The sequence below is a fragment of the Streptomyces coryli genome (genome assembly GCF_011044975.1).
Classification (GTDB): Bacteria; Actinomycetota; Actinomycetes; order Streptomycetales; family Streptomycetaceae; genus Streptomyces; species Streptomyces coryli.
Window position 1 is genome coordinate 1 of sequence record NZ_JAAKZV010000101.1, and the last position, 20,868, is coordinate 20,868.

General features: G+C 72.5%; 23 protein-coding genes. 12 read left to right on the top strand and 11 right to left on the bottom strand.

Features of this window, described 5'->3' with window-relative positions; all coding sequences use genetic code 11:
- Window positions 1–48 precede the first annotated feature (48 nt).
- Window positions 49–1,086: an ABC transporter substrate-binding protein gene (locus tag G5C51_RS21970; RefSeq protein ID WP_206314177.1), complete on the bottom strand. Its 1,038-nt coding sequence runs from the start codon at window positions 1,084–1,086 to the stop codon at window positions 49–51.
- 222 nt (window positions 1,087–1,308) lie between these two features.
- Window positions 1,309–1,710, bottom strand: coding sequence for a GNAT family N-acetyltransferase (locus G5C51_RS21975; RefSeq protein ID WP_165239870.1), 402 nt, complete (start codon window positions 1,708–1,710; stop codon window positions 1,309–1,311).
- A gap of 23 nt (window positions 1,711–1,733) precedes the next feature.
- On the opposite strand from G5C51_RS21975, the gene G5C51_RS21980 reads away from it, so the two are divergent.
- Together G5C51_RS21980 and G5C51_RS21985 are read left to right on the top strand one after the other, a co-directional pair.
- On the top strand, window positions 1,734–2,831 hold the full coding sequence (locus G5C51_RS21980; protein WP_165239871.1) for an enoyl-CoA hydratase/isomerase family protein: 1,098 nt from the start codon (window positions 1,734–1,736) through the stop codon (window positions 2,829–2,831).
- Window positions 2,828–3,724, top strand: a complete 897-nt coding sequence (locus tag G5C51_RS21985; RefSeq protein ID WP_165239872.1) for a hypothetical protein — start codon at window positions 2,828–2,830, stop codon at window positions 3,722–3,724. The genes G5C51_RS21980 and G5C51_RS21985 overlap by 4 nt, the downstream gene beginning before the upstream one ends.
- On the opposite strand, the gene G5C51_RS21990 is transcribed toward G5C51_RS21985, so the two are convergent.
- The 3 genes from G5C51_RS21990 to G5C51_RS22000 all read right to left on the bottom strand — a co-directional run bounded on the left by G5C51_RS21990 (window position 3,669) and on the right by G5C51_RS22000 (window position 6,468).
- Window positions 3,669–4,928, bottom strand: coding sequence for a cation:proton antiporter domain-containing protein (locus G5C51_RS21990; RefSeq protein ID WP_165239873.1), 1,260 nt, complete (start codon window positions 4,926–4,928; stop codon window positions 3,669–3,671). The genes G5C51_RS21985 and G5C51_RS21990 overlap by 56 nt on opposite strands.
- A 3-nt stretch (window positions 4,929–4,931) precedes the next feature.
- Window positions 4,932–5,417 carry a cation:proton antiporter regulatory subunit gene (locus G5C51_RS21995; protein ID WP_165239874.1) on the bottom strand — a complete coding sequence of 162 codons (486 nt, stop codon included), beginning with the start codon at window positions 5,415–5,417 and terminating at the stop codon, window positions 4,932–4,934.
- Window positions 5,418–5,490: 73 nt separating this feature from the next.
- A complete protein-coding gene (locus tag G5C51_RS22000) occupies window positions 5,491–6,468 on the bottom strand; it encodes a WYL domain-containing protein (protein ID WP_165239898.1) in 978 nt (325 codons plus the stop codon).
- A 75-nt stretch (window positions 6,469–6,543) separates the two neighbouring features.
- On the opposite strand from G5C51_RS22000, the gene G5C51_RS22005 reads away from it, so the two are divergent.
- Window positions 6,544–7,914 carry an FAD-binding oxidoreductase gene (locus tag G5C51_RS22005; protein WP_165239875.1) on the top strand — a complete coding sequence of 457 codons (1,371 nt, stop codon included), beginning with the start codon at window positions 6,544–6,546 and terminating at the stop codon, window positions 7,912–7,914.
- Here G5C51_RS22005 and G5C51_RS22010 read toward each other — a convergent pair.
- Window positions 7,880–8,335 carry a MarR family winged helix-turn-helix transcriptional regulator gene (locus G5C51_RS22010; protein ID WP_165239876.1) on the bottom strand — a complete coding sequence of 152 codons (456 nt, stop codon included), beginning with the start codon at window positions 8,333–8,335 and terminating at the stop codon, window positions 7,880–7,882. The two genes, G5C51_RS22005 and G5C51_RS22010, sit on opposite strands and share 35 nt — an antisense overlap.
- A 115-nt stretch (window positions 8,336–8,450) precedes the next feature.
- Window positions 8,451–9,377 carry a LysR family transcriptional regulator gene (locus G5C51_RS22015; RefSeq protein ID WP_165239877.1) on the bottom strand — a complete coding sequence of 309 codons (927 nt, stop codon included), beginning with the start codon at window positions 9,375–9,377 and terminating at the stop codon, window positions 8,451–8,453.
- Window positions 9,378–9,447: 70 nt separating this feature from the next.
- On the opposite strand from G5C51_RS22015, the gene G5C51_RS22020 reads away from it, so the two are divergent.
- Window positions 9,448–10,344, top strand: a complete 897-nt coding sequence (locus G5C51_RS22020) for an SDR family NAD(P)-dependent oxidoreductase (protein WP_165239878.1) — start codon at window positions 9,448–9,450, stop codon at window positions 10,342–10,344.
- An 81-nt stretch (window positions 10,345–10,425) separates the two neighbouring features.
- Window positions 10,426–11,757, top strand: coding sequence for a family 43 glycosylhydrolase (locus G5C51_RS22025; RefSeq protein ID WP_165239879.1), 1,332 nt, complete (start codon window positions 10,426–10,428; stop codon window positions 11,755–11,757).
- Between the two features lie 5 nt (window positions 11,758–11,762).
- Here G5C51_RS22025 and G5C51_RS22030 read toward each other — a convergent pair whose 3' ends face one another.
- Window positions 11,763–12,269 (bottom strand): VOC family protein, encoded by a 507-nt coding sequence (locus G5C51_RS22030; RefSeq protein WP_165239880.1) that lies wholly within the window; start codon window positions 12,267–12,269, stop codon window positions 11,763–11,765.
- 141 nt (window positions 12,270–12,410) lie between these two features.
- On the opposite strand from G5C51_RS22030, the gene G5C51_RS22035 reads away from it, so the two are divergent.
- A complete protein-coding gene (locus G5C51_RS22035) occupies window positions 12,411–12,773 on the top strand; it encodes a VOC family protein (RefSeq protein WP_165239881.1) in 363 nt (120 codons plus the stop codon).
- Here G5C51_RS22035 and G5C51_RS22040 read toward each other — a convergent pair whose 3' ends face one another.
- The 3 genes from G5C51_RS22040 to G5C51_RS22050 form a co-directional block, all read right to left on the bottom strand.
- Window positions 12,774–13,502 carry a class I SAM-dependent DNA methyltransferase gene (locus G5C51_RS22040; RefSeq protein ID WP_165239882.1) on the bottom strand — a complete coding sequence of 243 codons (729 nt, stop codon included), beginning with the start codon at window positions 13,500–13,502 and terminating at the stop codon, window positions 12,774–12,776.
- Window positions 13,503–13,517: 15 nt separating this feature from the next.
- A complete protein-coding gene (locus tag G5C51_RS22045; protein ID WP_206314178.1) occupies window positions 13,518–14,354 on the bottom strand; it encodes an alpha/beta fold hydrolase in 837 nt (278 codons plus the stop codon).
- A gap of 94 nt (window positions 14,355–14,448) precedes the next feature.
- The gene (locus tag G5C51_RS22050; RefSeq protein WP_165239884.1) at window positions 14,449–14,904 is read right to left on the bottom strand and encodes a MarR family winged helix-turn-helix transcriptional regulator; all 456 of its coding nucleotides are present in this window, start codon (window positions 14,902–14,904) and stop codon (window positions 14,449–14,451) included.
- A 55-nt stretch (window positions 14,905–14,959) separates the two neighbouring features.
- Between G5C51_RS22050 and G5C51_RS22055 the strand changes: the two genes are divergently transcribed.
- The 6 genes from G5C51_RS22055 to urtE all read left to right on the top strand — a co-directional run bounded on the left by G5C51_RS22055 (window position 14,960) and on the right by urtE (window position 20,844).
- Complete coding sequence (locus tag G5C51_RS22055) at window positions 14,960–16,078, top strand: substrate-binding domain-containing protein (RefSeq protein ID WP_165239885.1); 1,119 nt, start codon at window positions 14,960–14,962, stop codon at window positions 16,076–16,078.
- An 83-nt stretch (window positions 16,079–16,161) separates the two neighbouring features.
- Entirely contained in the window at window positions 16,162–17,409 is a 1,248-nt protein-coding gene (gene urtA, locus G5C51_RS22060; protein ID WP_165239886.1) for an urea ABC transporter substrate-binding protein, read from the top strand.
- A gap of 21 nt (window positions 17,410–17,430) precedes the next feature.
- On the top strand, window positions 17,431–18,318 hold the full coding sequence (urtB, locus tag G5C51_RS22065; protein WP_165239887.1) for an urea ABC transporter permease subunit UrtB: 888 nt from the start codon (window positions 17,431–17,433) through the stop codon (window positions 18,316–18,318).
- Entirely contained in the window at window positions 18,315–19,409 is a 1,095-nt protein-coding gene (gene urtC, locus G5C51_RS22070) for an urea ABC transporter permease subunit UrtC (RefSeq protein WP_338118252.1), read from the top strand. Before urtB ends, urtC begins: the two co-directional genes overlap by 4 nt.
- Window positions 19,406–20,152: an urea ABC transporter ATP-binding protein UrtD gene (gene urtD / locus G5C51_RS22075; protein ID WP_165239889.1), complete on the top strand. Its 747-nt coding sequence runs from the start codon at window positions 19,406–19,408 to the stop codon at window positions 20,150–20,152. The genes urtC and urtD overlap by 4 nt, the downstream gene beginning before the upstream one ends.
- Entirely contained in the window at window positions 20,152–20,844 is a 693-nt protein-coding gene (gene urtE / locus G5C51_RS22080) for an urea ABC transporter ATP-binding subunit UrtE (RefSeq protein WP_165239899.1), read from the top strand. Before urtD ends, urtE begins: the two co-directional genes overlap by 1 nt.
- The last annotated feature ends 24 nt before the right edge of the window (window positions 20,845–20,868 follow it).

The window sequence follows — 20,868 nt, forward strand, 5'->3', positions numbered from 1 at the left end:
GTGGGCGATAGTCTGAGAGGGGCTCGACCCCCGGGAGGGCGGGGACTGTCACTTGGCGGCCTCCTTGATGGCTTCGGCGGCGACCTTCTCGTAGCGGCGGTCGAAGAGAGCGGCGGCCTTGAAGCGCTTGCGGTCCTGCTCCTTCGCGAGGAGGTCGACGGTGGCCTGCTGGCGCTTGATGGCGCCGTCCCAGTCGGCGGGGATGTCGGGGTGGCCGTTGCGCTTGACGAGGTATTCGCCGTCGGCCTCGCTCAGCCCCTGGTCCTTGACGTAGTAGCCGGCGATCCATTCCTTCGGATGCTGGTCGATCCAGACCTGCGCCCGGCCCCAGAACTTCACCAGCTCGCGCAGCGCCGCCGCCTTCTGCGGATCGTCGACCGAGGCGGTGAGCGCCCACAGGTGCTCGGGGTCGTCGCGCAGTCCGTGCGGGATGGTGCGGCCGCCGTCCTTGCCGTACTTGGACAGATACCGCTTGATGTTCACGTCGCCGAGCGGGGCGGCGTCGACCTGGCCCTCGCCGAGGGCGGTCGGATAGACGTCGCCGGTGCTGGCCAGCTCGACGAGCTCGACGTCCTGCTGCTCAAGCCCGGCCTTCTGCAGAATGCGCAGCACGAGCGCGCCCTGCGCTTGCCCCGGGCTGTACGCGATCTTCTTGCCGCGCAGATCCTTGAGGGACTTGATGCCGGAGCCGCGGGCGACCCCGAGCTCGTAGATCGGGTTCTTGGCGGGGTCCTTGCGGTACTTGGCGGCGATCAACTTCGTGTCCAGCCCCGTCCAGTGCGCGTGGATGGACGGGATCTCGGCGGCCTGGCAGGCATCGAGCGCGCCGGCCCGGAAGGCCTCGGAGCACTGCGGGCCGCCGCTGATATTGGCCCACTTCACCTTGAAGGGCAGCTTGTCGATCTGCCCGGAGAGCTCGAGGGCGACCTTGAGCGCGGGCCCGCCGACGGTGAGCTGGGTGCCGGGGTCGACCTTGGCCGGGATCTTCTCGCCGGCGAGGTTCTTGCTGGAGGCGGTCGTCTGCGTGCTGTCGGCGCAACCGGCCGCGAAGAGGAGCGGGGCGGCCGCGAGGGCAGCCGTAAGCATGCGTATGCGTACGCGACGGGACATGGGGACCTTCACTGCAGTAAGGGAGGGGGAAACGCAGGGGGTGAAGGTCAGCTACACAGCGCGGCGTCGACGCGCTTGAAGTCGACGGCGCGTCGTCGGGTAAGTCCGGTGGGCTGCGGCATGCGGCCCAAGCTAGCGGCGGATCAGGCACCAACTCCCGGACAGCAACGAGCGCTTCGTATGACTGCCATGCGGGCGTTACAACGCGATGAGTCCCGCCGGGGTCGGGGTGAAGCCGCAGCCGGTGATGTAGAAGTCGTGGAGCTTGTCTTCGAAGTCGACATGCAGCCACTCGCAACCCGCCGCGCGGGCCTCGCGGGCCGCGGTGCGGATCAGTTCGACGCCTACGCCCCGGCGGTGGGCGGCCTTGGCCACCACCGTGTCCAGGATGAAGGCGTGTGCGCCGCCGTCCCAGGCGACGTTCACGAAGCCGGTCAGGGAGCCGTCGGCGGAGCGCGCGCAGACCCAGCCGAGGCTGTGCCGCCGGAGCCGGCCCTCCCAGTCCGCGCCCCGCAGCGGGGCGTGGTCGAAGCCCTCGGCGTGCAGTGCTTCGACCTCCGCGCTGGTCAGGTCGCCGCGCCAGGTGAAGGTGGGCGTCATGGGGTGATCGTAGTGTGGGGGGCATGGACAACACGCACGTACTGGCTCGCCGCGAAGGGCGCTTGGGGCACATTACGCTCAATCGCCCCAAGGCGCTCAATGCTCTCAATACGGAGATGGTCCGGGGCGTGTACGCGGCCCTGACCGAGTGGGCCGACGACCCCGGTGTCGACGCGGTGCTGCTCGACGGAGCGGGCGAGCGGGGCTTCTGTGCGGGCGGCGACATCCGGCTCATGCACGACTCCGCGCGCGGTGACCATGGGCTCGCGCAGCAGTTCTGGCGTGAGGAGTACGCGCTCGACGCGCTCATCGCGAACTACCCGGTGCCGGTCGTCGGCATCATGGACGGCATCACGATGGGCGGCGGCATCGGCCTCACCGGGCACGCGGCGGTGCGGGTCGTCACCGAGCGGTCGGTGCTGGCGATGCCCGAGGTCGACATCGGTCTCGCGCCGGACGTGGGCGGTTCGCTGCTGCTGGCGCGGGCGCCGGGTGAGCTCGGTACGCACATGGCGCTCACCGCCGCGCGGATCGGCGCCCGGGACGCGCTCGCCACCGGCTTCGCCGACCACTTCGTACCCGCCGCGCGACTCCAGGAGCTGGCCGAGGCGCTGCGCGCGCCCGGCGCGGACAAGCCGGACCACGTGGTCGCCGCGCTGGCCGGGCAGCCGCCCGAGAGCCCGGACGACCTCGTCGCCCACCGGGCATGGATCGACGCCTGCTACGGCGCGGACACCGTCGAGGAGATCCTGGCCCGGCTCCGGGAACGCCCCGAGCCTGCCGCCGCAGCCGCCGCCGAGGCGCTCCTCGCCGGCTCGCCCACCTCCGTAAAGGTGACGCTACGGGCCCTGCGCAACGCCCGCGCCATGGCCACCGTCGAGGAGTGCCTGGTGCAGGACTACCGGCTGTGCAGCCACTTCCTGGACAGCCACGACCTCCCCGAAGGCGTCCGCGCCATGGTCATCGACAAGGACCGCAGCCCGCGCTGGTCCCCGGACCGGCTCGAAGCGGTGACGGACGCGGCGGTCGAGGCGTACTTCACCACGCTGGGGGCGGACGAGCTCCGGCTGCACCCTCCGCTCGGAGGGGCAGGCCCGCTACCGCCCGGGGCAGGGTCGTGATACGCCGCGCCCGCCCCCTCGCGGGCATCGCTGCCGTCGTCGCGATACTCACCGGGCTCGCCGCCCTCGTGGTCACGCTCGGCGCCTTCGCGTTCGCCTGGCCGTACTTCACGGACATGCGGGCGGACTATCTCTTCGCCAAAGAGGCCGAGGAGCCGGTGTCCGCCGAGGAGGGCCCGGTGATCGGCGCCTTCCTCGCCACCTCCCCCGCCCTCTTCGTCGTCCTCGGCCTGGGCAGCGCCGCGCTGCACGCCGCCGCGGCCCACACACCGGCGGCCTCCGCGCGCGAGTTGTGGCTACGGGCCCGGGCCCGGCTCGGGCCCGTCGTCGCCGTCCACCTCGTGCGCGGCCTCGCCGTCGCCGCGGGCGCCGTGCTCAGCCTGCTCGCCTGCGCGGGCGCCGCCTACGCGTACGCCGCGATCGCCGGCGGCGACCAACCGCTGCGCGGCGGCGGCCCCTTCGACCGGCTGAACAGCACCGCGATGATGGTCGCGCCCGCCGTCCTCGCCCTGCGCATCGGCTTCGCGCTGGCCCCCGCGGCCGCCGCCCTGGACGGGCTGGCGCCGCTGGCGGCGCTGCGCCGCTCGTGGTCGCTCGTGTGGGGCCGCCGGATCTGGGCGGTGGGCGGCGTGGTGCTGGCGGCGACGGCCGGTTTCGCCGCCCTCTTCCTCCTCCTGCGCCGCCTCGCCAATCCGCTCGAAGGGCCGGTCGACGCGGCGGTGCTGGCGCACCTCTCCCCCAACACCTATGTCGGGTATGTCGCGGGACAGCTCACCCCGTACGCCGTCGCGGTCCTCGTCGCCGCCCTCGTGGTCACGCCGCCGGCGCAGGCCGCGCTCACCGCCCTGTACCGGCGCCCGCGTCCGCTTCCCGGGCAGCCGGGCCGCCCGTAGTCCCCGCTGTCCCCGCTGTCTCCGCCGTGGGCGCCCCCGCCCGCGGCGCCGCCCGGCGCTCCCCCAGCCGCCGCATCACCGGCTCCGTGAACCGCGCCGTCAACGGGCCCACGATCACCAGAATCAGCACATACGCCGTCGCCAGCGGCCCGATCCGCGGCTCCGTCCCCACCGCCAGCCCGGCGATGACGATGGAGAACTCGCCGCGTGCCACCAGCGCACCCCCGGTCCGCCACCGCCCGGCCGGCTTGATCCCGGCCCGCCGGGCCGCGTACCACCCGGTGGCGACCTTCGTCACCACGGTCACGACCGCCAGCGCCAGCGCCGGCAGCAGCACCGGCGGGATCTCGGCCGGGTCCGTATGCAGGCCGAAGAAGACGAAGAAGACGGCGGCGAAGAGGTCGCGCAGCGGGACCAGAAGGTTGTGGGCGCCCTCCGCCACCTCCCCGGAGAGCGCGATGCCGACCAGGAAGGCGCCCACCGCGGCCGACACCTGCAGCTGCTGCGCGAGCCCGGCCACCAGCAGCGCGAGGCCGAGGACGACCAGCAGCAGCATCTCCGGGTTCTCGGACGAGACATACCGGCTGATCAGCCGGCCGTGCCGCAGCGCGACGTACAGCACTATCCCCACCGTGCCGAGCGAGATGAGCAGCGTCAGGCTCGCGCCGCCGAGGCTGAGCCCGGCGACCAGCGCCGTGAGGATGGGCAGGTAAACCGCCATCGCCAGGTCCTCCATGACCAGGACGCCGAGGATGACGGGGGTTTCGCGGTTGCCCAGCCGGCCGAGGTCGCCGAGGACCTTCGCGATGACGCCGGAGGACGAGATCCAGGTGACGCCGCCAAGCGCCACCGCGGCCACCGGGCCCCAGCCGAGCAGCAGCGCGGCCGCGGCGCCCGGGAGGGCGTTGAGGGTGAAGTCGACGGCCCCTGACGGGTATTGCGTCTTCAGGCTGAAGACCAGATCCGACGCGCTGTACTCCAGGCCCAGCAGGAGCAGCAGCAGGATCACGCCGATCTCGGCGCCGGTGGCGATGAACTCCTCACTCGCGCCCAGCGGCAGCACTCCGCCGCTGCCGAAGGCGAGCCCGGCCAGCAGATACAGCGGTATCGGCGAGAAGCCGATCCGGCCCGCGAAGCGGCCGAGGATCCCCAGCCCCAGGATGATCGCGCCGAGTTCGATGAGCAGTGCGGTGGTGTTGTGCACGGCTCAGCCCTCGTCGATCAGGTCGGCGACGGCGTTCACGCCTTCGCGGGTGCCGACGACGATGAGCACGTCGCCGATCGCGAAGCGGAAGTCCGGCGCGGGCGAGGGATGCGCGGCGGTGCGCCGCAGCACGGCGACGACGGACGCGCCGGTACGGGTCCTGGCCTGGGTGGCGCCGAGGGTGCGGCCCGCGTACGGGGACCGCTTGGTGACCGGTATGTGCTCGGTGACCAGGTCGATTTCGAAGTGCTGGTGCAGATGGCCGACCGGGTCCGGGGTCAGCAGCTTCGCCAGCGCGGCGGACTCCGGCGGGTCGAGCGACACCGACTCCCGGCAGACGTCCTCGTCCTCCCGGTCGTGCACCGCGAGGATGCGGCGCCCGTCTTGATGCGCGACGACCGACAGGTGGCGGCCGCCACCGGTGTCGAGGTCGTAGCGGATCCCGACCCCGGGCAGCGGGGTCTTGCGGGCATGGGCGGCGGACTCCACAGCGGGCCTCCCTGGCAGGCGGTACGGCGAGCGGGAGCAGCCGCTTCCCCTGGACCGCCCCCGTCGGCCCACCCTAACGGAACTGAGAGTCCACCTCCGGATAGAGTCCCGCCGCCGCCAGCGCCGCCCGGCGGAGTTCGGCCCGTGCCTCGGGCGGGTGCAGCACCTGCACGTTCTCCGCGAACTGCAGCAACTGCCGTACCGCACGCGGCTCCTCGAGGCCCAGCTCGACCTCGGCCCAGCCGTCGTCGGCGGGCCGCGGTTCGCCGCGGAGCCGCGGGGCCATGATCCGTACGAACATGTCGAGGCGCTCGTGCCGCACCCGGGCCCGCACCGTCAGCCCGACCGGGCGCCGCTCCACCTCCTGCCGGAGCAGCTCCCAGGCCGCGGCCAGGTCCACCCCGGCCCGCCGCCGCACCGGGGCGTCGGTGATACGTACCGCGCGCACCCGGTCGGCGCGGAACAGGCGGGGCACACCGCGCCGGTCGGCGACCAGGTACCAGACGCCCGCCTTGCTGACGAGGCCGTACGGGTCGACGGTGTAGGCGCGTTCGGCGGGCTCGCCGCTGTGCCGGTAGCGGATGCGCAGGCGGCGCTCCGCGAAGACCGCGCGGTGGAGTTCGTCGAGGTCGGGGGCGTCGCCCGGAGCGGCGTACCAGCGGCCGGGGTCGATGAGGATGCGTTTGCGGGTGGCCTCGGCGGCCGGGCGGTGCGGGGCGGGCAGCGCGGCCATCAGCTTGCGCAGCGCGGAGGCGAGGGCGCCGCCGAGGCCCAGCTCGGTGTGGGTGCTGCCGCGGTCGGCGAGGACGAACAGCGCCCGGGCCTCGTCGGCGGTCAGCCCGGTGACGTCGGTGCGGTAGCCGGGGAGGAGCTTGATCCCGCCGCGCCGGCCGCGCTCGGTGTAGACCGGGACGCCGGCGGTGGAGAGCGCATCGACGTCGCGGTAGATGGTGCGTACGGACACCTCCAGCTGTTCGGACAGCTCGGGGGCGGTGACGCTGCCGCGGGTCTGGAGGAGGAGCAGGATCGAAAGCATCCGGTCGGACTTCACGCCGTCGAGGATCTGCCGGAAGGCGAGCAAAAAACAAGAAGCCAGGTGTCAGGTTTGCCGTGGAGACTCGGTGCCATGGATGAGATCAGCGAGTTCCCCGCGCTCCGCCCCGCCGACGAGGGATACGACGCCGAGCGCACCGGCTTCCAGCTGCACGGCCCGCACCGCCCCGACCTGATCGTCACCGCCGAGAGCCCGGACCACGTACGCGCCGCCGTCGCGCATGCCCGCGCGCACGGCCTGCCCGTCGCGGTGCAGGCGACGGGCCACGGCGTCGGCGTCACGGCGGACGGCGGCGTACTGATCAGCACCCGCCGGATGACCGACGTGCGGATCGACCCGCAGGCCCGATCCGCCTACATCGCCGCCGGCGCCACCTGGGGCCAGGTGATCGAGGCCGCCGCCCCGCACGGCCTCGCCCCGCTCAGCGGCAGCGCCCCGTCCGTCGGCGCGATCGGCTATACCCTCGGCGGCGGCCTCGGCGCGCTGTCCCGGCAGTACGGCTACGCGGCCGACCACGTCACCGCGCTCGACGTCGTCACGGCGGACGGCGAGCCGCGGCACGTGACGGCGGAGTCCGACCCGGACCTCTTCTGGGCGCTGCGCGGCGGCCGCGACAACTTCGGCATCGTCACCGGCATGGAGATCGGCCTCTTCCCGCACCCGGAGATCTACGGCGGCACCCTCGCCTTCGCCGCCGAGCATGTGGACGCCGTCCTCGCCGGCTATCTGGAGTGGACGCGGACGCTGCCCGACGAGCTGATGTCCGCGGTGTCGATGATGGTGCATCCCGATGTGCCGTTCGTGGAGGAGGAGTTCCGCGGGCGGTACGTGCTGCAGGTCAAGCTCGCGTACACGGGCCCGGCCGACGAGGGCGAGCGGCTGGTGGCGCCGTTGCGCGCGCTGGCCCCGACGCTGGCGGACGACCTGCGGGTGCTGCCGTTCACCGACTCGCACACGGTCTTCAAGGACCCGCCCTTCCCCCACGGCTACGTCGGCGACGGCCTGCTGATCGACGCCGCCCTCGACGTCACCACCCTGCAGACGGTCGCGAAGCAGGCCGGGCCCGAAGCGCCCACCATGACCGTGCTCCAGCTCCGCCACCTCGGCGGCGCCCAGGCCCGTACCCCGGCCGTCCCGAACGCGGTCGCGGGACGCGACGCGGGCTATCTGCTGAGCGTGGTGCTCCCGGTCGACGGCGTGCCCGCGGAGACGGTGACGGAGGTGCTCGGCGGCATCCGCCGCACGATGGCGCCGCTGACGACCGGCCGGGCGCTGAACTTCGTCTTCGGCGGGCTTTCCGGGGCGGAGCTGAGCGAGGCGTATGCCCCGGCGGACCTGGAGCGGCTGCGGAGTCTGAAGGGCTCGTACGACCCGGAGAACACCTTCCGCCTGGGCCAGCCGCTGGCCCTCACTCCCGGAGCTGATGCTCCAGCACGCGGGTGAGCAAGCCGGTCAGCTGCTCGCGCTCGGCCGCACTGAGCGGCGCGAGCAGCTGGTCCTGCACCCCGCCGATCGCCTTGTCCAGCTTGGTGAGGCGGCGCTTGCCCGCGGTGGTGAGGGTGATGGTGTTGCGCCGTCGGTCCGCCGGGTCCGGGGTGCGCTCGACCAGCTCCCGCTCGACCAGGTCGTTGACCGCCGCGACCACGTCGCTGCGGTCGATGCCGCAGCGGCGGCCGAGCGCGGCCTGGCTGGAGGGGCCGAACTCGGCGAGCGCGGCGAGCAGGGCGTACTGGTAGTGGCGGGCGCCGTTGGCCGCGAAGGCCTCCTGGACGAGGCGGGAGGCGTGCACCGAGGTGTGCGTGATGAGCCAGGACGGCGTGGTGGCCAGCCGCGCGGGCGTCTCGTACGACGGCGTCGTCTGCATGCGCGGCACCCTAACGGGTGCGGGCGGAGGACGGTGCAGTGCGGTCAGGTCGGGTGCGGCACGGGTCCTCGCCGCCCGGGCCGACGTGTGCGGCACGGGCGCCCGCCGCCCCTCGTCACAGCGGCTCGGCGTCCAGCGCCACCGCAACCGCCCGTACGACCTCCGCGACCCGCGACACCGCCTCGGCGGGGCGGCCCGGCAGCCGGGCCAGGGACAGCCGGCGCAGCTCCTGCGGTCCGCCCCGTACCGGCAGGATCCGCACCCCGTCAGGCGCGGCGTGCGCGAGGGACGCGGCCGCCGTGGTGATGCCGCAACCCGCGGCCACCAGCTGCAGCTTGGCCAGCCAGTCGCGCGCCACGTGGGCGATCTGCGGCCGCTCGTCGAGGCCCGGCCACACGCCCATCAGGACGCCGTCCGCGGCCGCCGAGCCCGCGATCCAGCGCTGCCCGCGCAGATCGGCCATGTCGACGTAGTCGCCCCGGGCGAGCGGATGGGCGGCGGGCACGGCGAGGCACAGGGCGCGCTCCGTCAGGGTCTTGAGGACCAGCGCAGGCGACTCGGCGTCCAGCGGCCGGAACGGCGGCGCCGACGCCAGCAGCGCCAGGTCGAGTGCGCCGGCCCGCAGCGCCCGGGCCAGCGCCGGGGTGGTGCCCTCGCGGGTGACCACCTCGATGCCGGGCGCGGTGCGGCGCAGTTCGGTGAGGATGCGCGGCAGCAGCACCGCGCCCGCGACCGGCAGCCAGCCGAGCCGTACCGTCGCGGCCTCCGCCGGCAGCCCGGACAGCTCGCGCGCCGCCGCGTCGATCTCGTCCACGACCAGCGTGGCGCGCCGCAGCACCACCCGCCCGGCGCCGGTCAGCCGCACGCCGTCGCGCCGCCGCTCCAGCAGCCGCGCCTCCGCGGCGCGTTCGAGCGCCGCGATCTGCCGGGAGACGGCGGACTGGGTGTAGCCGAGCGAGGCCGCGGCGGCGGTGAAGGTGCCCTCCTCGGCCACGGCGCGGAAGACCCGCAGGGCGGTCAGGGAGACGTCGGAGAAGTCCATGATGTTTACGCATACTAGCCATGTCGAAGTCTCGTTGGACGCATGGGCGGTACGGCCGTAGCTTCGAGGCATGACTTCTCCGGCAACTCCCCGCACAGCCCTCGTCACCGGCGCCAACCAGGGCCTCGGCCGCGCGCTCGTGGAAGGCCTCGCCGCCCGCCTCGGCCCGGACGACCTCGTCCTGCTCACCGGCCGCAGCCCCGAGCGCGTCGCCAGCGCCGCCCGCGAGGTCGCCGCCCGTCCCGGCACCCGCAGCCGCGTCGAGGGCCGGGTCCTCGACGTCACCGACACCGCCGCCATCGCCGCCCTGGCCGGCGAACTCCGCACCGCCCACGGCGGCGTGGACATCGTCATCTCCAACGCCATCGCCCGGGTGCTGCCCGAGGACTCGCAGGCGGCGCGCGCCGACGAGTTCATCGACGTCTCCAACACCGCCACCCACGCCGTGCTCCGCTCCTTCGGCCCGATCCTGCGCCCGGGCGGCCGGCTGCTGGTCGTCGCCAGCGCCCTCGGCACGCTCGGCTACCTCGACCCGAAGCTGCACCCGCTGTTCGAAGGCGCCGGCCTCGACCAGGTCGAGTACGCGGTGGAGTCCTGGCGCACCGCCATCCACAACGGCACGGCGCAGGAGGCCGGGTGGCCGCGCTGGCTGAACATCCCCTCCAAGGTCGCCCAGGTCGCCGCCGTCCGCGCGGTCGCCGCCGAGCGCCGTACCCGCGACCTGGCGGAGGGCACCCTGATCGCGTCCGTGTGCCCCGGCATGATCGACACCGCCACGTCCCGCCCCTGGTTCACCGACTTCAGCGGCGCCCAGACCCCGGCCAGGGCCGCGGCCGCCGTGCTCGACCTGGTGACCCTCGACGGGGTCGACCCGGCCCACTACGGCGAGTTGGTCCAGTTCGGCAAGGTCCTGGACTGGCACGCCGGCGCCCCGCTCACCGAGCAGGACGCGCTCCTCAAACCGTGACCGCGGGCGGGGCGGCCGGCACCCGGTTTTATTTTTCCGGGGTGTTGACCAAAAAATAGGGGCCTTCGCATGCTGGTCCCCATGACCTCAGAATCCTCCTCCGAGAGCTCCTCCCGCACGTGGCGCCCCGGCCGCCGCACCTTGCTGGCCGGCGCCGCCGGGGCGCTGGGTGCGGTGGCGCTGCCGCAGGCCGCGGCGCGGGGCGCGAAGCGCGCGTACCCGGCGAACTGGCCCGACCCGGCCCCGTACGGACTCGCCGACACCCGCAAGGACCTGTGGCCGCGCGACGACAACTCGCGCCTCCTCCCGCTCGAGCTCCGCCCGCGCGACAAGGAGCTCGGCCGGGTCTGGATCCGCGACACGTACGTCAACTGCTTCACCGTCGACGGCAGGCCGCTGTACGTCGCCACCGGCACCACCCGCGCCCCCGGGCTGGCGGCGGCGGGGCCGTGGAACGACGGCCTCTTCATCTGGACGGCCCGGTCGCTGGACGGCCCCTGGCAGCTCGCCGACACCACCGGCATCCGCCCGGACGCCGAGAAGGGCAAGGTCTGGTCGCCGGAGTTCGTGGGCGAGAACCGCCCCGGCCGTACGGTCGTCGCCCCCTGGCAGGAGTACTGGGTGGACGACGGCCAGTTCGGCAAGCGCGGCAATGTCTGGGCGCCGGAGGTGCACTACTTCCGCGGCAAGTGGTACATCGTGGCCTGCATGGGCGACCACTCCACGCTGGTCGGCTCGTTCATGCTGGTGAGCGACGGCGGGGTGGCGGGGCCTTATCGCGTGGTCGAGGGCAATCTCGCCAAGCCCTTCGGGGATGTGGTGCCGGGCGGTCCTGCGTTCATCAAGCCCGGCGCGTATCACCACATCGACGGCAGCCTCTACGCCGAGGGCGACGACGCGTGGCTGGTGCTGCACAACCACGTCTACGCGAAGTTCCGCGCCGACATGGAGGACATCGTCCCGGTGACCGGCCTGCCGCCGTTCCAGCAGCAGCCGTATCAGCCGGAGCCGTATCTGGAGGGCGCGTACGTCTTCAAGCACGGCGGCAAGTACTTCCTGCTGCACGCCGCCTGGGACCGCACCTCGAAGAACGCCGACGGCACCACCCGCTACGCCTACGACCCGCCCGGCACCGGCCGCACCCAGTACCAGTACGACGCGGTGATCGCGGTCGCGGACCGCTTCGAGGGCCCGTACACGAAGCGCTACACGGCGGGCGTCGGCGCCGGCCACAACAACATCTTCCGCGACCACAAGGGCGGCCTGTGGGCCACCTTCTTCCGCAACCCGGCGCACGGCTACTGGGCCGATCCGTCGCGCGTCGCGGACGCGGCGGTGGCGGGAGTCGTACGGCTGGAGTGGACGGGGCCGGAGGGGAACCGGCTGTACGTCAAGCGCCGTAACGGTCGATAGCCGCCTTACGCCCGGCCCGACAACTCCTCGTCGAGCGAGCCCTGCACGTAGCGCATCGCATCGGCGTACGTCGCCTCACCGAACCGCCGCTCCACCTCGGCCGGGTCCGGCTCCTCGACGCGCGTCTGAATCCACCAGACGTTGCCGAACGGGTCCCGGACCCGGCCGACGCGGTCGCCCCAGGCGAGGTCGGTCATCGCCGTGACCGCGGTCGCCCCGGCGTCCAGCGCCCGCCGGAAGACGGCGTCGCCGTCCGGGAGATAGAGCCTCATGAAGGCGGGGGTGTCGGGCCACTCGGGCCGGGCGTCGAAGGCCATCACGACCGCGTCGCCGATACGGGCCTCGGCGTGGCCGATCGCCCCGTCCTCGTTGGGCACGCATGCCAGCTCCTGCGCGTCGAAGGCGGCCTTGAGGAAGGCGAAGAGCGCGCGCGTGTCGCGGGTGATGATCCACGGGGTGACGGTGGTGTAGCCCTCGGGTACGGGGGCGGGGCGGTGGGCCGGCTCAGGCATGGGTGATCTCTCCTGGTCTTGACGAGGGGGTTGCCGGGCTCCCCGGCCGTCGGCGGGCAGGATGGGTACCGCAAGATTCGAGAAGCCGGGTGCCGGTGGTCGGTGGCAGGCTCGTATTGATCAGACGCACCGAGGAGTCCCATGATCAGCCATATCGGCGTTGCCATGCTCTACGTGAGCGATCAGCAGGAGACCGTCGACTTCTTCGTCGAGAAGTTCGGGTTCAGCAAGACCACGGACGCCGAGATGATGCCGGGCGTCCGCTGGATCGAGGTGTCGCCGCCGAACGGGCCCACCACGATCGCCGTCCATGACGCGGCGACCTTCGACAAGCAGCCGGGTGAGGGCGCCTACCTCACCTACGCCTGCGACGACATCGCCGCGACCGTGACGGAGCTCCGCGCGCGCGGCGCCGACGTCACCGACCCCGTCGCGGAGCCCTGGGGCACGTATGCCAAGGTCGGCGGGCCCGATGGCCATGAGATCCAGATCCATCAGAAATAGCTAGGGCCGCTGCCAGACCGACACATGGGAGCGGCTGTCCGCGGTGAAGGGCGCCTCCGACCAGTCCGCCCAGCGCTCCCGCCGCTCAAGACCGGCGAGTTGGGCCATCAGATCCAGCTCCGCCGGCCAGACGTACCGGTGCGGGGACTGGAACACCTCCGCCTTGCCGTCGGCGATCCAGTAGTGGTGCGAGACCAGGCGCTGGTTCAGCATGTCGTACGTGTCGAAGCCCAGGTGATGGTCGGTGATGTCGAAGGGACGCGCGGTCTCCCCCGGCGGCAGCCGCCGCAGCTCCGGGACGAAGCACTCGATGACGAAGCGGCCGCCGGGGCGGAGGTGGCGGGCGGCGTTGCGGAAGCAGGCGACCTGCTCGTCCTGGGTGAGGAGGTTGGAGATGGTGTTGTATACGAGGTAGACCAGGGCGAATTCGCCCGGCACCCGGGTCGTCGCCATATCGCCCATCGTGACGTCGACCGCCTCGGCGCCGGGCTTCTTGCGCAGCTCGTTCGCCATCGGCTCGGACATCTCGATCCCCGACACCCGGATCCCGCGCGCGCTCAGCGGCAGCGCCACCCGGCCCGTACCGACCGCGAATTCAAGGGCCGGGCCGCCCTCGGCGCGGCGGGCGAGGAAGTCCACCGTCGGCTCCAGCACCGACGGCTCGTACATCTCGGCCGATGACGCGTCGTACGCCTGGGCCACCTGCTCGTTCCATACGCCGTCGGTCATCGGCACACCTTCCGGTCAGCCCTGCTCGCGCAGGAAGTCATGGATGACGGCCGTCAGTTCGGCCGGGGCGTCCTCCTGGACGAGATGTCCGGCGCCGTCGATGAGCTCGAGCCGGGCGCCGGGGATCATCCCGGCCAGCTCCTTCGCCTTCGCCACCGGGATCCACGTGTCCTCGGTGCCCCAGCACACCAGCACGGGCAGGTCCAGCTCGCCGTAACGGCCCTGGATCTCATCGGTGTAGCGCTGGTCGGCCTGGGCGATCTGGCGGTAGAAGGCGGGCTGCCCTGCCTCCCCGGTCCAGGGCTCGACGAGCGCGTCCAGCACGGCCGGGTGCAGGCCTGGGCCGCCGGTGGTGGTGATGTACTCGCGCACCAGCGCGGCGTGCAGCCGCGGCGGCAGCTGCTCGAAGACCGCGGCCTGGTCCCGTACCAGCCGGAAGAACGGCGAGCCCCACGGCGCCAGCGCGACCGGGTCCACGACCGCGAGCGCGCGATACGCCGCGCCGTGCAGCAGCCGCGCCCGCAGGGCGACCGCGCCGCCGAAGTCGTGCGCGACGACGAGGGGCCGCTCCAGGCCCCAGTGGTCGAGCAGCGCCGCGAAGATACGGCCCTGGGCGGCGAGGGAGACATCCTGCCCGGCGCGCTTCTCCGATTGGCCGTAGCCGGGCATGTCCCATACGTAGACGGGCCGCCGCCGGGCCAGGCCGCGGGCGATGGCGCGCCAGGTGTATGAGGACCAGGGCGTGCCGTGCAGCAGCACGACGGGCTCGGCGCCGGTGTCCTCCCCCAGCCGGGTCCAGCGCACCTCGCCGGATTCGCTGGGGAAGGTCTTGTCCAGGGTCCAGTCGGTCAACGCGATCATCCTCGGGTCGATCTTGGGGCGAGGCCAACCTAGTGGACCGGCTCATCGGGGGGCACGCCGTTTTCCGCGCGGCGCGCCGGGGCCGTTAGCGCCGCGCCGCCGGGACCTCCGCGCCCCCCTCCGCGCCCTCAAGCGCCTCCGCCAGCCGCCCCAGCAGCGTCGCCAGCGCCTCGGCGTCCGGCGAGGCGCCCGCGCCCGCCCACTCCTCGCCCAGCCGGGCATCGACCTCCGCCCACACCTCCCGGCCGCGCGGCGTCAGATAGGCCAGGATCCGGCGGCGGTCCAGCGGGTCCACCCGGCGGTGCACCAGGCCCTGGTCGACGAGTTGGTCCATCAGCTTCGTCAGGGACGCCGGCGGCAGGAACGCGCAGTCCGCGACCGTCGTCATCCGGTGGCCCGCGCCGTCCGCGAGCAGGGCTAGCACCCGCCATCCGTCCACGTTGAGCCCGCTGTCCGTATCCGAGAGCACCTGCCGCAGCCCACGGACCGCGAGCCGCTCCGCCCGGGTGAGCAGCTGCAGCAGTTCCGGTGTCGATGTCATCTCGCTCCTCGGGCGTGACGGGCGGTCCATGCTACAAAGCCGCCAGAATGGCCTGATGCCCTCACGGCACGACTCGTATACGCCCGCGGCCCCGGGAGACGACGCCCTCGGCGTCGCGCTCGTCATCCCGATGCGCGGGCCCGCCGGGATCTTCGGCCCGGCCTGCGAGCTGTGTGCGCGGCTCGCCGCCGAGGAGGTCAACCGGCACGGGGGCGTGCTCGGCCGGGAGCTCACGCTGGTGCCCGTCGACGGCGGCGCGCCGCCGCGCGAGATCGCCGCCGAGGTGCAGCGGCTGATCGCGGAAGGGGCCGTGCACGGCGTCACCGGCTGGCACATCTCGTCCGTACGGCAGGCGCTGGCGCCGCGCCTCGCCGGGCGAGTGCCGTACGTCTACACCGCCCTGTACGAGGGCGGCGAGCACACCGAGGGCGTCTACCTCACCAGCGAGACCCCGGACGCCCAGCTCCAGCCCGCCGTGCGGCTGCTCGCCCGCGAGCACCGCATCCGCCGCTGGTTCATCGTCGGCAACGACTACGTCTGGCCGCGGCGCACCGCCCGGGCCGCCGCCGGCTACGCCCGCGCCACCGGCGGCCACGTCACCGGAGCCGCCTTCCTCCCGCTCGGCACCCACGACTTCGGCCCGACGCTGCAGCGCATCGAGCGCTCCGACGCCGACGCCGTCATGATGCTGATGGTCGGCAGCGACGCCGTCCGCTTCAACCGCGCCTACGCCGCCGCCGGACTCGACGCCCGTGCCATCCGCCTCTCCACGCTGATGGACGAGAACATGCTCGCCGCCGGCGGCCCCGACGCGCACCGCGGCCTCTTCGCCACCGCCGGCTTCTTCGCCGGCCTCGCCGGGCAGGACGCGATGGACTTCCACGGCGCCTACGCGCAGGCCTTCGGTGTGACCGCCCCGCAGCCGGGAAGCCTCGGAGAGTCGTGCTACGAGGGGGTTCGCTTGCTGGCCGCACTGATCGAACGCGCCGGGTCCCTCGACATCCCGGTGATCGAGCGCGCCACCGGTACGGGCACCATCGGCTACGACGGCCCGCGCGGCCACCTCCGCATCGCGCCCGACCGGCATGTGCGGCAGCGAATATATCTGGCCCGCGCCAACGGCATGGACTTCGACGTCGCAGCCGAGCTCGATCAACCCCATTACTTCCCGTAGGAAGTATTAACCGACGCGAAATTCCGCGGAAACAGCGCCCTTTGAGGCTGTGGCGTGCCCACAGCAAGGAGGGAACCCCCGACATGAAACGACTGCGAACCCATCGCGTGCTCGCGAGCGTCGCCGCGCTGGCGGCGGTCGTGTCGCTGCCCGCCTGCGGGGCCGAAGTCGGCACGGAGCGCAGCGGCGCCTCCGCGGTCAAACCGGTCGTCTCCGCCGACGCCGTGAAGGTCGGCCTGCTCAACTCGCTCTCCGGCACGATGGCGATCAGCGAGGTGACGGTCCGTAACTCCCTCAGGCTCGCCATCGACGAGATCAACGCCGACGGCGGCGTCCTCGGCCGCAAGATCGTCCCGGTCAGCGAGGACGGCGCCTCCGACTGGCCGACCTTCGCCGAGAAGGCGGGGAAGCTGGTGCGCAAGGACCGCGTGGCGGCCACCTTCGGCTGCTGGACGTCGGCTTCACGGAAGGCGGTCAAGCCGGTCTTCGAGAAGTACCGCTCGCCGCTCTTCTATCCGGTCCAGTACGAGGGCATGGAGCAGTCCCCGTACATCTTCTACGCGGGCGCCACCACCAACCAGCAGATCATCCCCGCCCTCGACTACCTGAAGAAGGAGGGGGTGAAGTCGCTGTACCTGGTCGGCAGCGACTACGTCTTCCCGCGCACCGCCAACAAGGAGATCAGGGCGTACGCGAAGGCGAACGGCATCGAGATAGCCGGCGAGGACTACGCGCCGCTGGGTTCCACGGAGTTCGCCACCATCACCAACAAGGTGAAGGCCTCCGGCGCCGACGCCGTCTTCAACACCCTCAACGGCGACAGCAACGTCTCCTTCTTCAAGGAGTACAAGTCGGCTGAGCTGAACCCCAAGGAGCTCCCGGTCGTCTCCGTCTCGATCGCCGAGGAGGAGGTCAAGGGCATCGGCGCCCAGTACCTCAAGGGCCAGCTGACCTCCTGGAACTACTACCAGACGACGCCGTCCGCGAAGAACAAGAGCTTCGTCGCCGCGTACAAGAAGCGCTACGGCGCCGACAAGCCCACCTCCGACCCGATGGAGGCCGCCTACACCTCGGTCTACCTCTGGAAGGCGATGGTCGAGAAGGCCGGCTCCTTCGACGTCGAGAAGGTGCGCAAGGCGGCCGACGGCGTCACGTACGACGCGCCCGAGGGCAAGGTCACCGTCGACGGCGAGACCCAGCACATCGAGAAGACCGCGCGCATCGGCCGCATCCGCGGCGACGGCCTCATCGAGGAGGTCTGGAACTCCGGCGGCCCCATAAAGCCGGACCCCTTCCTCAAGTCGTACGACTGGGCCTCCGGCCTGTCCTGAGCCCTCGAAGGACCCCTCATCATGACTCTGCTCTTCACCCAATCCTTCACGGGCGTCTCCATCGGCGCCGTCCTGCTGCTGATCGCGCTCGGCCTGTCGCTCACCTTCGGGCAGATGGGCGTGATCAACATGGCGCACGGCGAGTTCATCATGGCCGGCGCGTACACCGTCTATGTCGTCCAGAAGGGCATCAGCGGCGCGGGCACCTCGCTCTTCGTCGCGCTGCCGGTCGCCTTCCTGGTGGCGGGCGCGATGGGCGTGCTGCTGGAGTGGCTGCTGATCCGGCGGCTGTACGCGCGGCCGCTCGACACGCTCCTCGTCACGTGGGGCGTCTCGCTGGTGCTGCAGCAGCTCGCCCGCGACATCTTCGGCGCGCCCAATGTGCAGACTGCGGCGCCCAGTTGGCTGACCGGCGCGGTGCCGCTCCCCGGCGACCTGGCGCTGCCCGCCAGCCGGCTCTTCATCCTGATCCTCGCCCTGGCCGCCATCGGCGCGCTCGCCGCCACCATGCGGCTGACCCCGCTGGGGCGCCGGATCCGCGCCGTCGTGCAGAACCGCGACCTGGCGAAGGTGTCCGGCATTCCGACCGCGACCGTCGACCGGCTGACGTTCTTCATCGGCTCGGGCCTCGCGGGCGTGGCGGGCGTGGCGCTGACGCTGGTCGGCCCGATCGGCCCGGCCATGGGCACGAACCTCATCATCGACGCCTTCCTCGTCGTCGTCGCCGGCGGCATCGGCCGGCTGCGCGGCGCGGTCATCACCGCCTTCGCGCTCGGCCTGCTGCAGGCGGTCTTCGAGTACGCGACGACCGTCAGCACCGCGAAGGTGCTGGTGCTGGCCGGCGTCGTCCTCTACCTCCAGTGGCGGCCCCAGGGCCTGTTCACCCTGCGCACCAGGAGCCTCGCGTGAATATCTCCCCTCGTCTCCGCGCCCCCGCCGGCTTCGCCGTGGCCGCCGCGCTGCTCTTCCTCGCCGCGCCGCTGGTCCTGTCGGACTTCCGGCTTGGCCTGCTCGCCAAATACCTGTGCTGGGCGATCGTCGCCCTCGGCATCGGCCTCGCCTGGGGCCGCGGCGGGATGCTTACGCTCGGCCAGGGCCTCTTCTTCGGCCTCGGCGGCTACGCCATGGCCATGCACCTCAAGCTCGCCGACGCGGGCGACGGCAAGCTGCCGGACTTCATGACGCTCTACGGCTCGGGCACCGAACTCCCGTGGTGGTGGGAGCCGTTCCGCAGCCCGGTCTTCGCACTCGCGATGGTGCTCGTGGTGCCGATGGCGGTGGCCGCGGTGATCGGCCTCGCGGTCTTCCGGCGCCGGGTGCGCGGCGCGTACTTCGCGATCCTGTCGCAGGCGCTGTGCGCGGCCTTCGCCATCTGGCTGGTCGGCCAGCAGACCTCGACCGGCGGCACGAACGGCCTCACCGACATCCAGGGCTTCTTCGGCTACGACCTGGGCGACCCGAAGAACCAGCGGATGGTGTACTTCATCATCGCGGCGGTGCTGCTGGCGCTGATGATCGGCGTCCGGCAGCTGTATGTGTCGCGGTACGGCGAACTCCTGGTCGCGGTGCGGGATTCGGAGGAGCGGGTCCGCTTCCTCGGTTACGACCCGGCGCTGGTGAAGCTCGGTGCGTACGTCCTCGCGGCCGGCATGGCGGGGATCGCGGGGGCGCTGTTCGTGCCTGCGGTCGGGATCATGTCGCCGGCGCTGATCGGGGTGGTGCCGTCGATCGAGTTCCTGATCGGCGCCGCCATCGGCGGGCGGGCCTCGCTGCCGGGGGTGGTGCTCGGCGCGGTCGCCGTGGCGTGGGCGCGCAGCTCGCTGTCGGAGCAGTTCCCGTCCGGGTGGACGTATGTGCAGGGGCTGATCTTCATCGTGGCGGTGGCGTTCCTGCCGGGCGGCCTGGCGTCGCTGAAGAAGTACGTGGTCAGGCGGCCCGCCTCGGTGGAGACCCCCGCGCAGCCCGCCCGTAAGCCCGCCGCCGAGGAGGTCCCGGCATGAGCACCCTGTCCCTGCGCGATCTGAGCGTCGCCTTCGACGGCACGCCGGTGCTGAACGGCGTCGACCTGGATGTGGAGCCGGGCGATCTGCGCTTCCTCATCGGCCCCAACGGCGCCGGGAAGACCACCCTCGTGGACGCCGTCACCGGCCTCGCGCCCGCCACCGGCAGGGCCCGGTTCGGCGCGCACGACCTGCTCGGCAAGAGCGTGCACCGGATCGCCCGGCTGGGCATCGGCCGCACCTTCCAGACCGCCACCGTCTTCGAGGAGCTGACGGTGGCGCAGAACCTGGACATCGCGGCGGGCGCGCGCCGGTCGGTGGGGACGCTGCTGCGCCGCCGCACGCGGCTGCCGGAGTCCGTATCCGAGGCGCTGGAGACGACCGGTCTTGCGGACGTGGCCGAGCGGAAGGCGGGCGAGCTGGCGCACGGGCAGAAGCAGTGGCTGGAGATCGGCATGCTGCTCGTCCAGGACGTGCAGCTGATGCTGCTCGACGAGCCGGTGGCCGGGATGAGCCACGACGAGCGGCAGGCGACCGGCGAACTGCTGCGCCGCATCGGCGCCGAGCGGACGCTGGTCGTCATCGAGCACGACATGGACTTCGTCCGCTCCTTCGCCCGCAGCGTGACCGTGCTGCACGCCGGCCAGGTGCTCAGCGAGGGCACGGTCGAGCAGGTGCAGGCGGATCCGCAGGTGCAGGAGGTCTACCTCGGCCGTACAACGACCGCTTCGCAGGAGGCATGATGCTGACCATCGACAACCTCGTCGCGGGTTACGACCGCAGCCCGGTGCTCCACGACGTGTCCCTGACGGTCCCGGCCGACGGCGTGGCGACGGTCCTCGGCCACAACGGGGCCGGGAAATCGACCCTGTTGCGGGTGGCGGCGGGTCTGCTGAAGCCGTCGCGCGGCACGGTGCGCTTCGACGGCGAGGACATCACCCGCCTCCCCGCGCACAAGCGGGTGGCCCGCGGCATGGCGTACGTACCGCAGGGCCAGCAGTGCTTCCCGCACCTGACCGCGCTGGAGAATCTGCAGCTCGTCGCCGACGGCCGCCGCGAAGGCCGGGCGGCGCTGGACGAAGCGCTCGACCTCTTCCCTGCCGTACGGGAGACGCTGGAGCGGCGCGCCGGGCTGCTGTCCGGCGGGCAGCGGCAGCAGCTCGCCATCGCGCGGGCGCTGATCAGCCGGCCGCGGCTGCTGCTCCTGGACGAGCCGACGGAGGGCATCCAGCCGTCGGTGGTCGCCGAGATCGAGACGCGGATCCTGGAACTGGCGGCGCGCGGCGGCCTGTCGGTGCTCCTCGTCGAGCAGCACATCGGCTTCGCGCTGCGGGCGGCGGAGCAGTACTACGTGCTGGAGGCGGGCCGGGTGACGTCGGCGGGCTCGGGCGACGGGGCGGCGGAGGGCGCGGTGCGGGAGGCGTTGAGCGTATAGCGCGCCGGCTGAGCGTTTAGCGCT

What these genes read in the sequence shown, in the direction of transcription:
- G5C51_RS21970 (WP_206314177.1), bottom strand. Translation starts at nt 1,086, where the DNA reads ATGCTTACGGCTGCCCTCGCGGCCGCCCCGCTCCTCTTCGCGGCCGGT.
- G5C51_RS21975 (WP_165239870.1), bottom strand. Translation starts at nt 1,710, where the DNA reads ATGACGCCCACCTTCACCTGGCGCGGCGACCTGACCAGCGCGGAGGTC.
- G5C51_RS21980 (WP_165239871.1), top strand. Translation starts at nt 1,734, where the DNA reads ATGGACAACACGCACGTACTGGCTCGCCGCGAAGGGCGCTTGGGGCAC.
- G5C51_RS22005 (WP_165239875.1), top strand. Translation starts at nt 6,544, where the DNA reads ATGGATGAGATCAGCGAGTTCCCCGCGCTCCGCCCCGCCGACGAGGGA.
- G5C51_RS22010 (WP_165239876.1), bottom strand. Translation starts at nt 8,335, where the DNA reads ATGCAGACGACGCCGTCGTACGAGACGCCCGCGCGGCTGGCCACCACG.
- G5C51_RS22015 (WP_165239877.1), bottom strand. Translation starts at nt 9,377, where the DNA reads ATGGACTTCTCCGACGTCTCCCTGACCGCCCTGCGGGTCTTCCGCGCC.
- G5C51_RS22020 (WP_165239878.1), top strand. Translation starts at nt 9,448, where the DNA reads ATGACTTCTCCGGCAACTCCCCGCACAGCCCTCGTCACCGGCGCCAAC.
- G5C51_RS22025 (WP_165239879.1), top strand. Translation starts at nt 10,426, where the DNA reads ATGACCTCAGAATCCTCCTCCGAGAGCTCCTCCCGCACGTGGCGCCCC.
- G5C51_RS22030 (WP_165239880.1), bottom strand. Translation starts at nt 12,269, where the DNA reads ATGCCTGAGCCGGCCCACCGCCCCGCCCCCGTACCCGAGGGCTACACC.
- G5C51_RS22035 (WP_165239881.1), top strand. Translation starts at nt 12,411, where the DNA reads ATGATCAGCCATATCGGCGTTGCCATGCTCTACGTGAGCGATCAGCAG.
- G5C51_RS22040 (WP_165239882.1), bottom strand. Translation starts at nt 13,502, where the DNA reads ATGACCGACGGCGTATGGAACGAGCAGGTGGCCCAGGCGTACGACGCG.
- G5C51_RS22050 (WP_165239884.1), bottom strand. Translation starts at nt 14,904, where the DNA reads ATGACATCGACACCGGAACTGCTGCAGCTGCTCACCCGGGCGGAGCGG.
- G5C51_RS22055 (WP_165239885.1), top strand. Translation starts at nt 14,960, where the DNA reads ATGCCCTCACGGCACGACTCGTATACGCCCGCGGCCCCGGGAGACGAC.
- urtA (WP_165239886.1), top strand. Translation starts at nt 16,162, where the DNA reads ATGAAACGACTGCGAACCCATCGCGTGCTCGCGAGCGTCGCCGCGCTG.
- urtB (WP_165239887.1), top strand. Translation starts at nt 17,431, where the DNA reads ATGACTCTGCTCTTCACCCAATCCTTCACGGGCGTCTCCATCGGCGCC.
- urtD (WP_165239889.1), top strand. Translation starts at nt 19,406, where the DNA reads ATGAGCACCCTGTCCCTGCGCGATCTGAGCGTCGCCTTCGACGGCACG.
- urtE (WP_165239899.1), top strand. Translation starts at nt 20,152, where the DNA reads ATGCTGACCATCGACAACCTCGTCGCGGGTTACGACCGCAGCCCGGTG.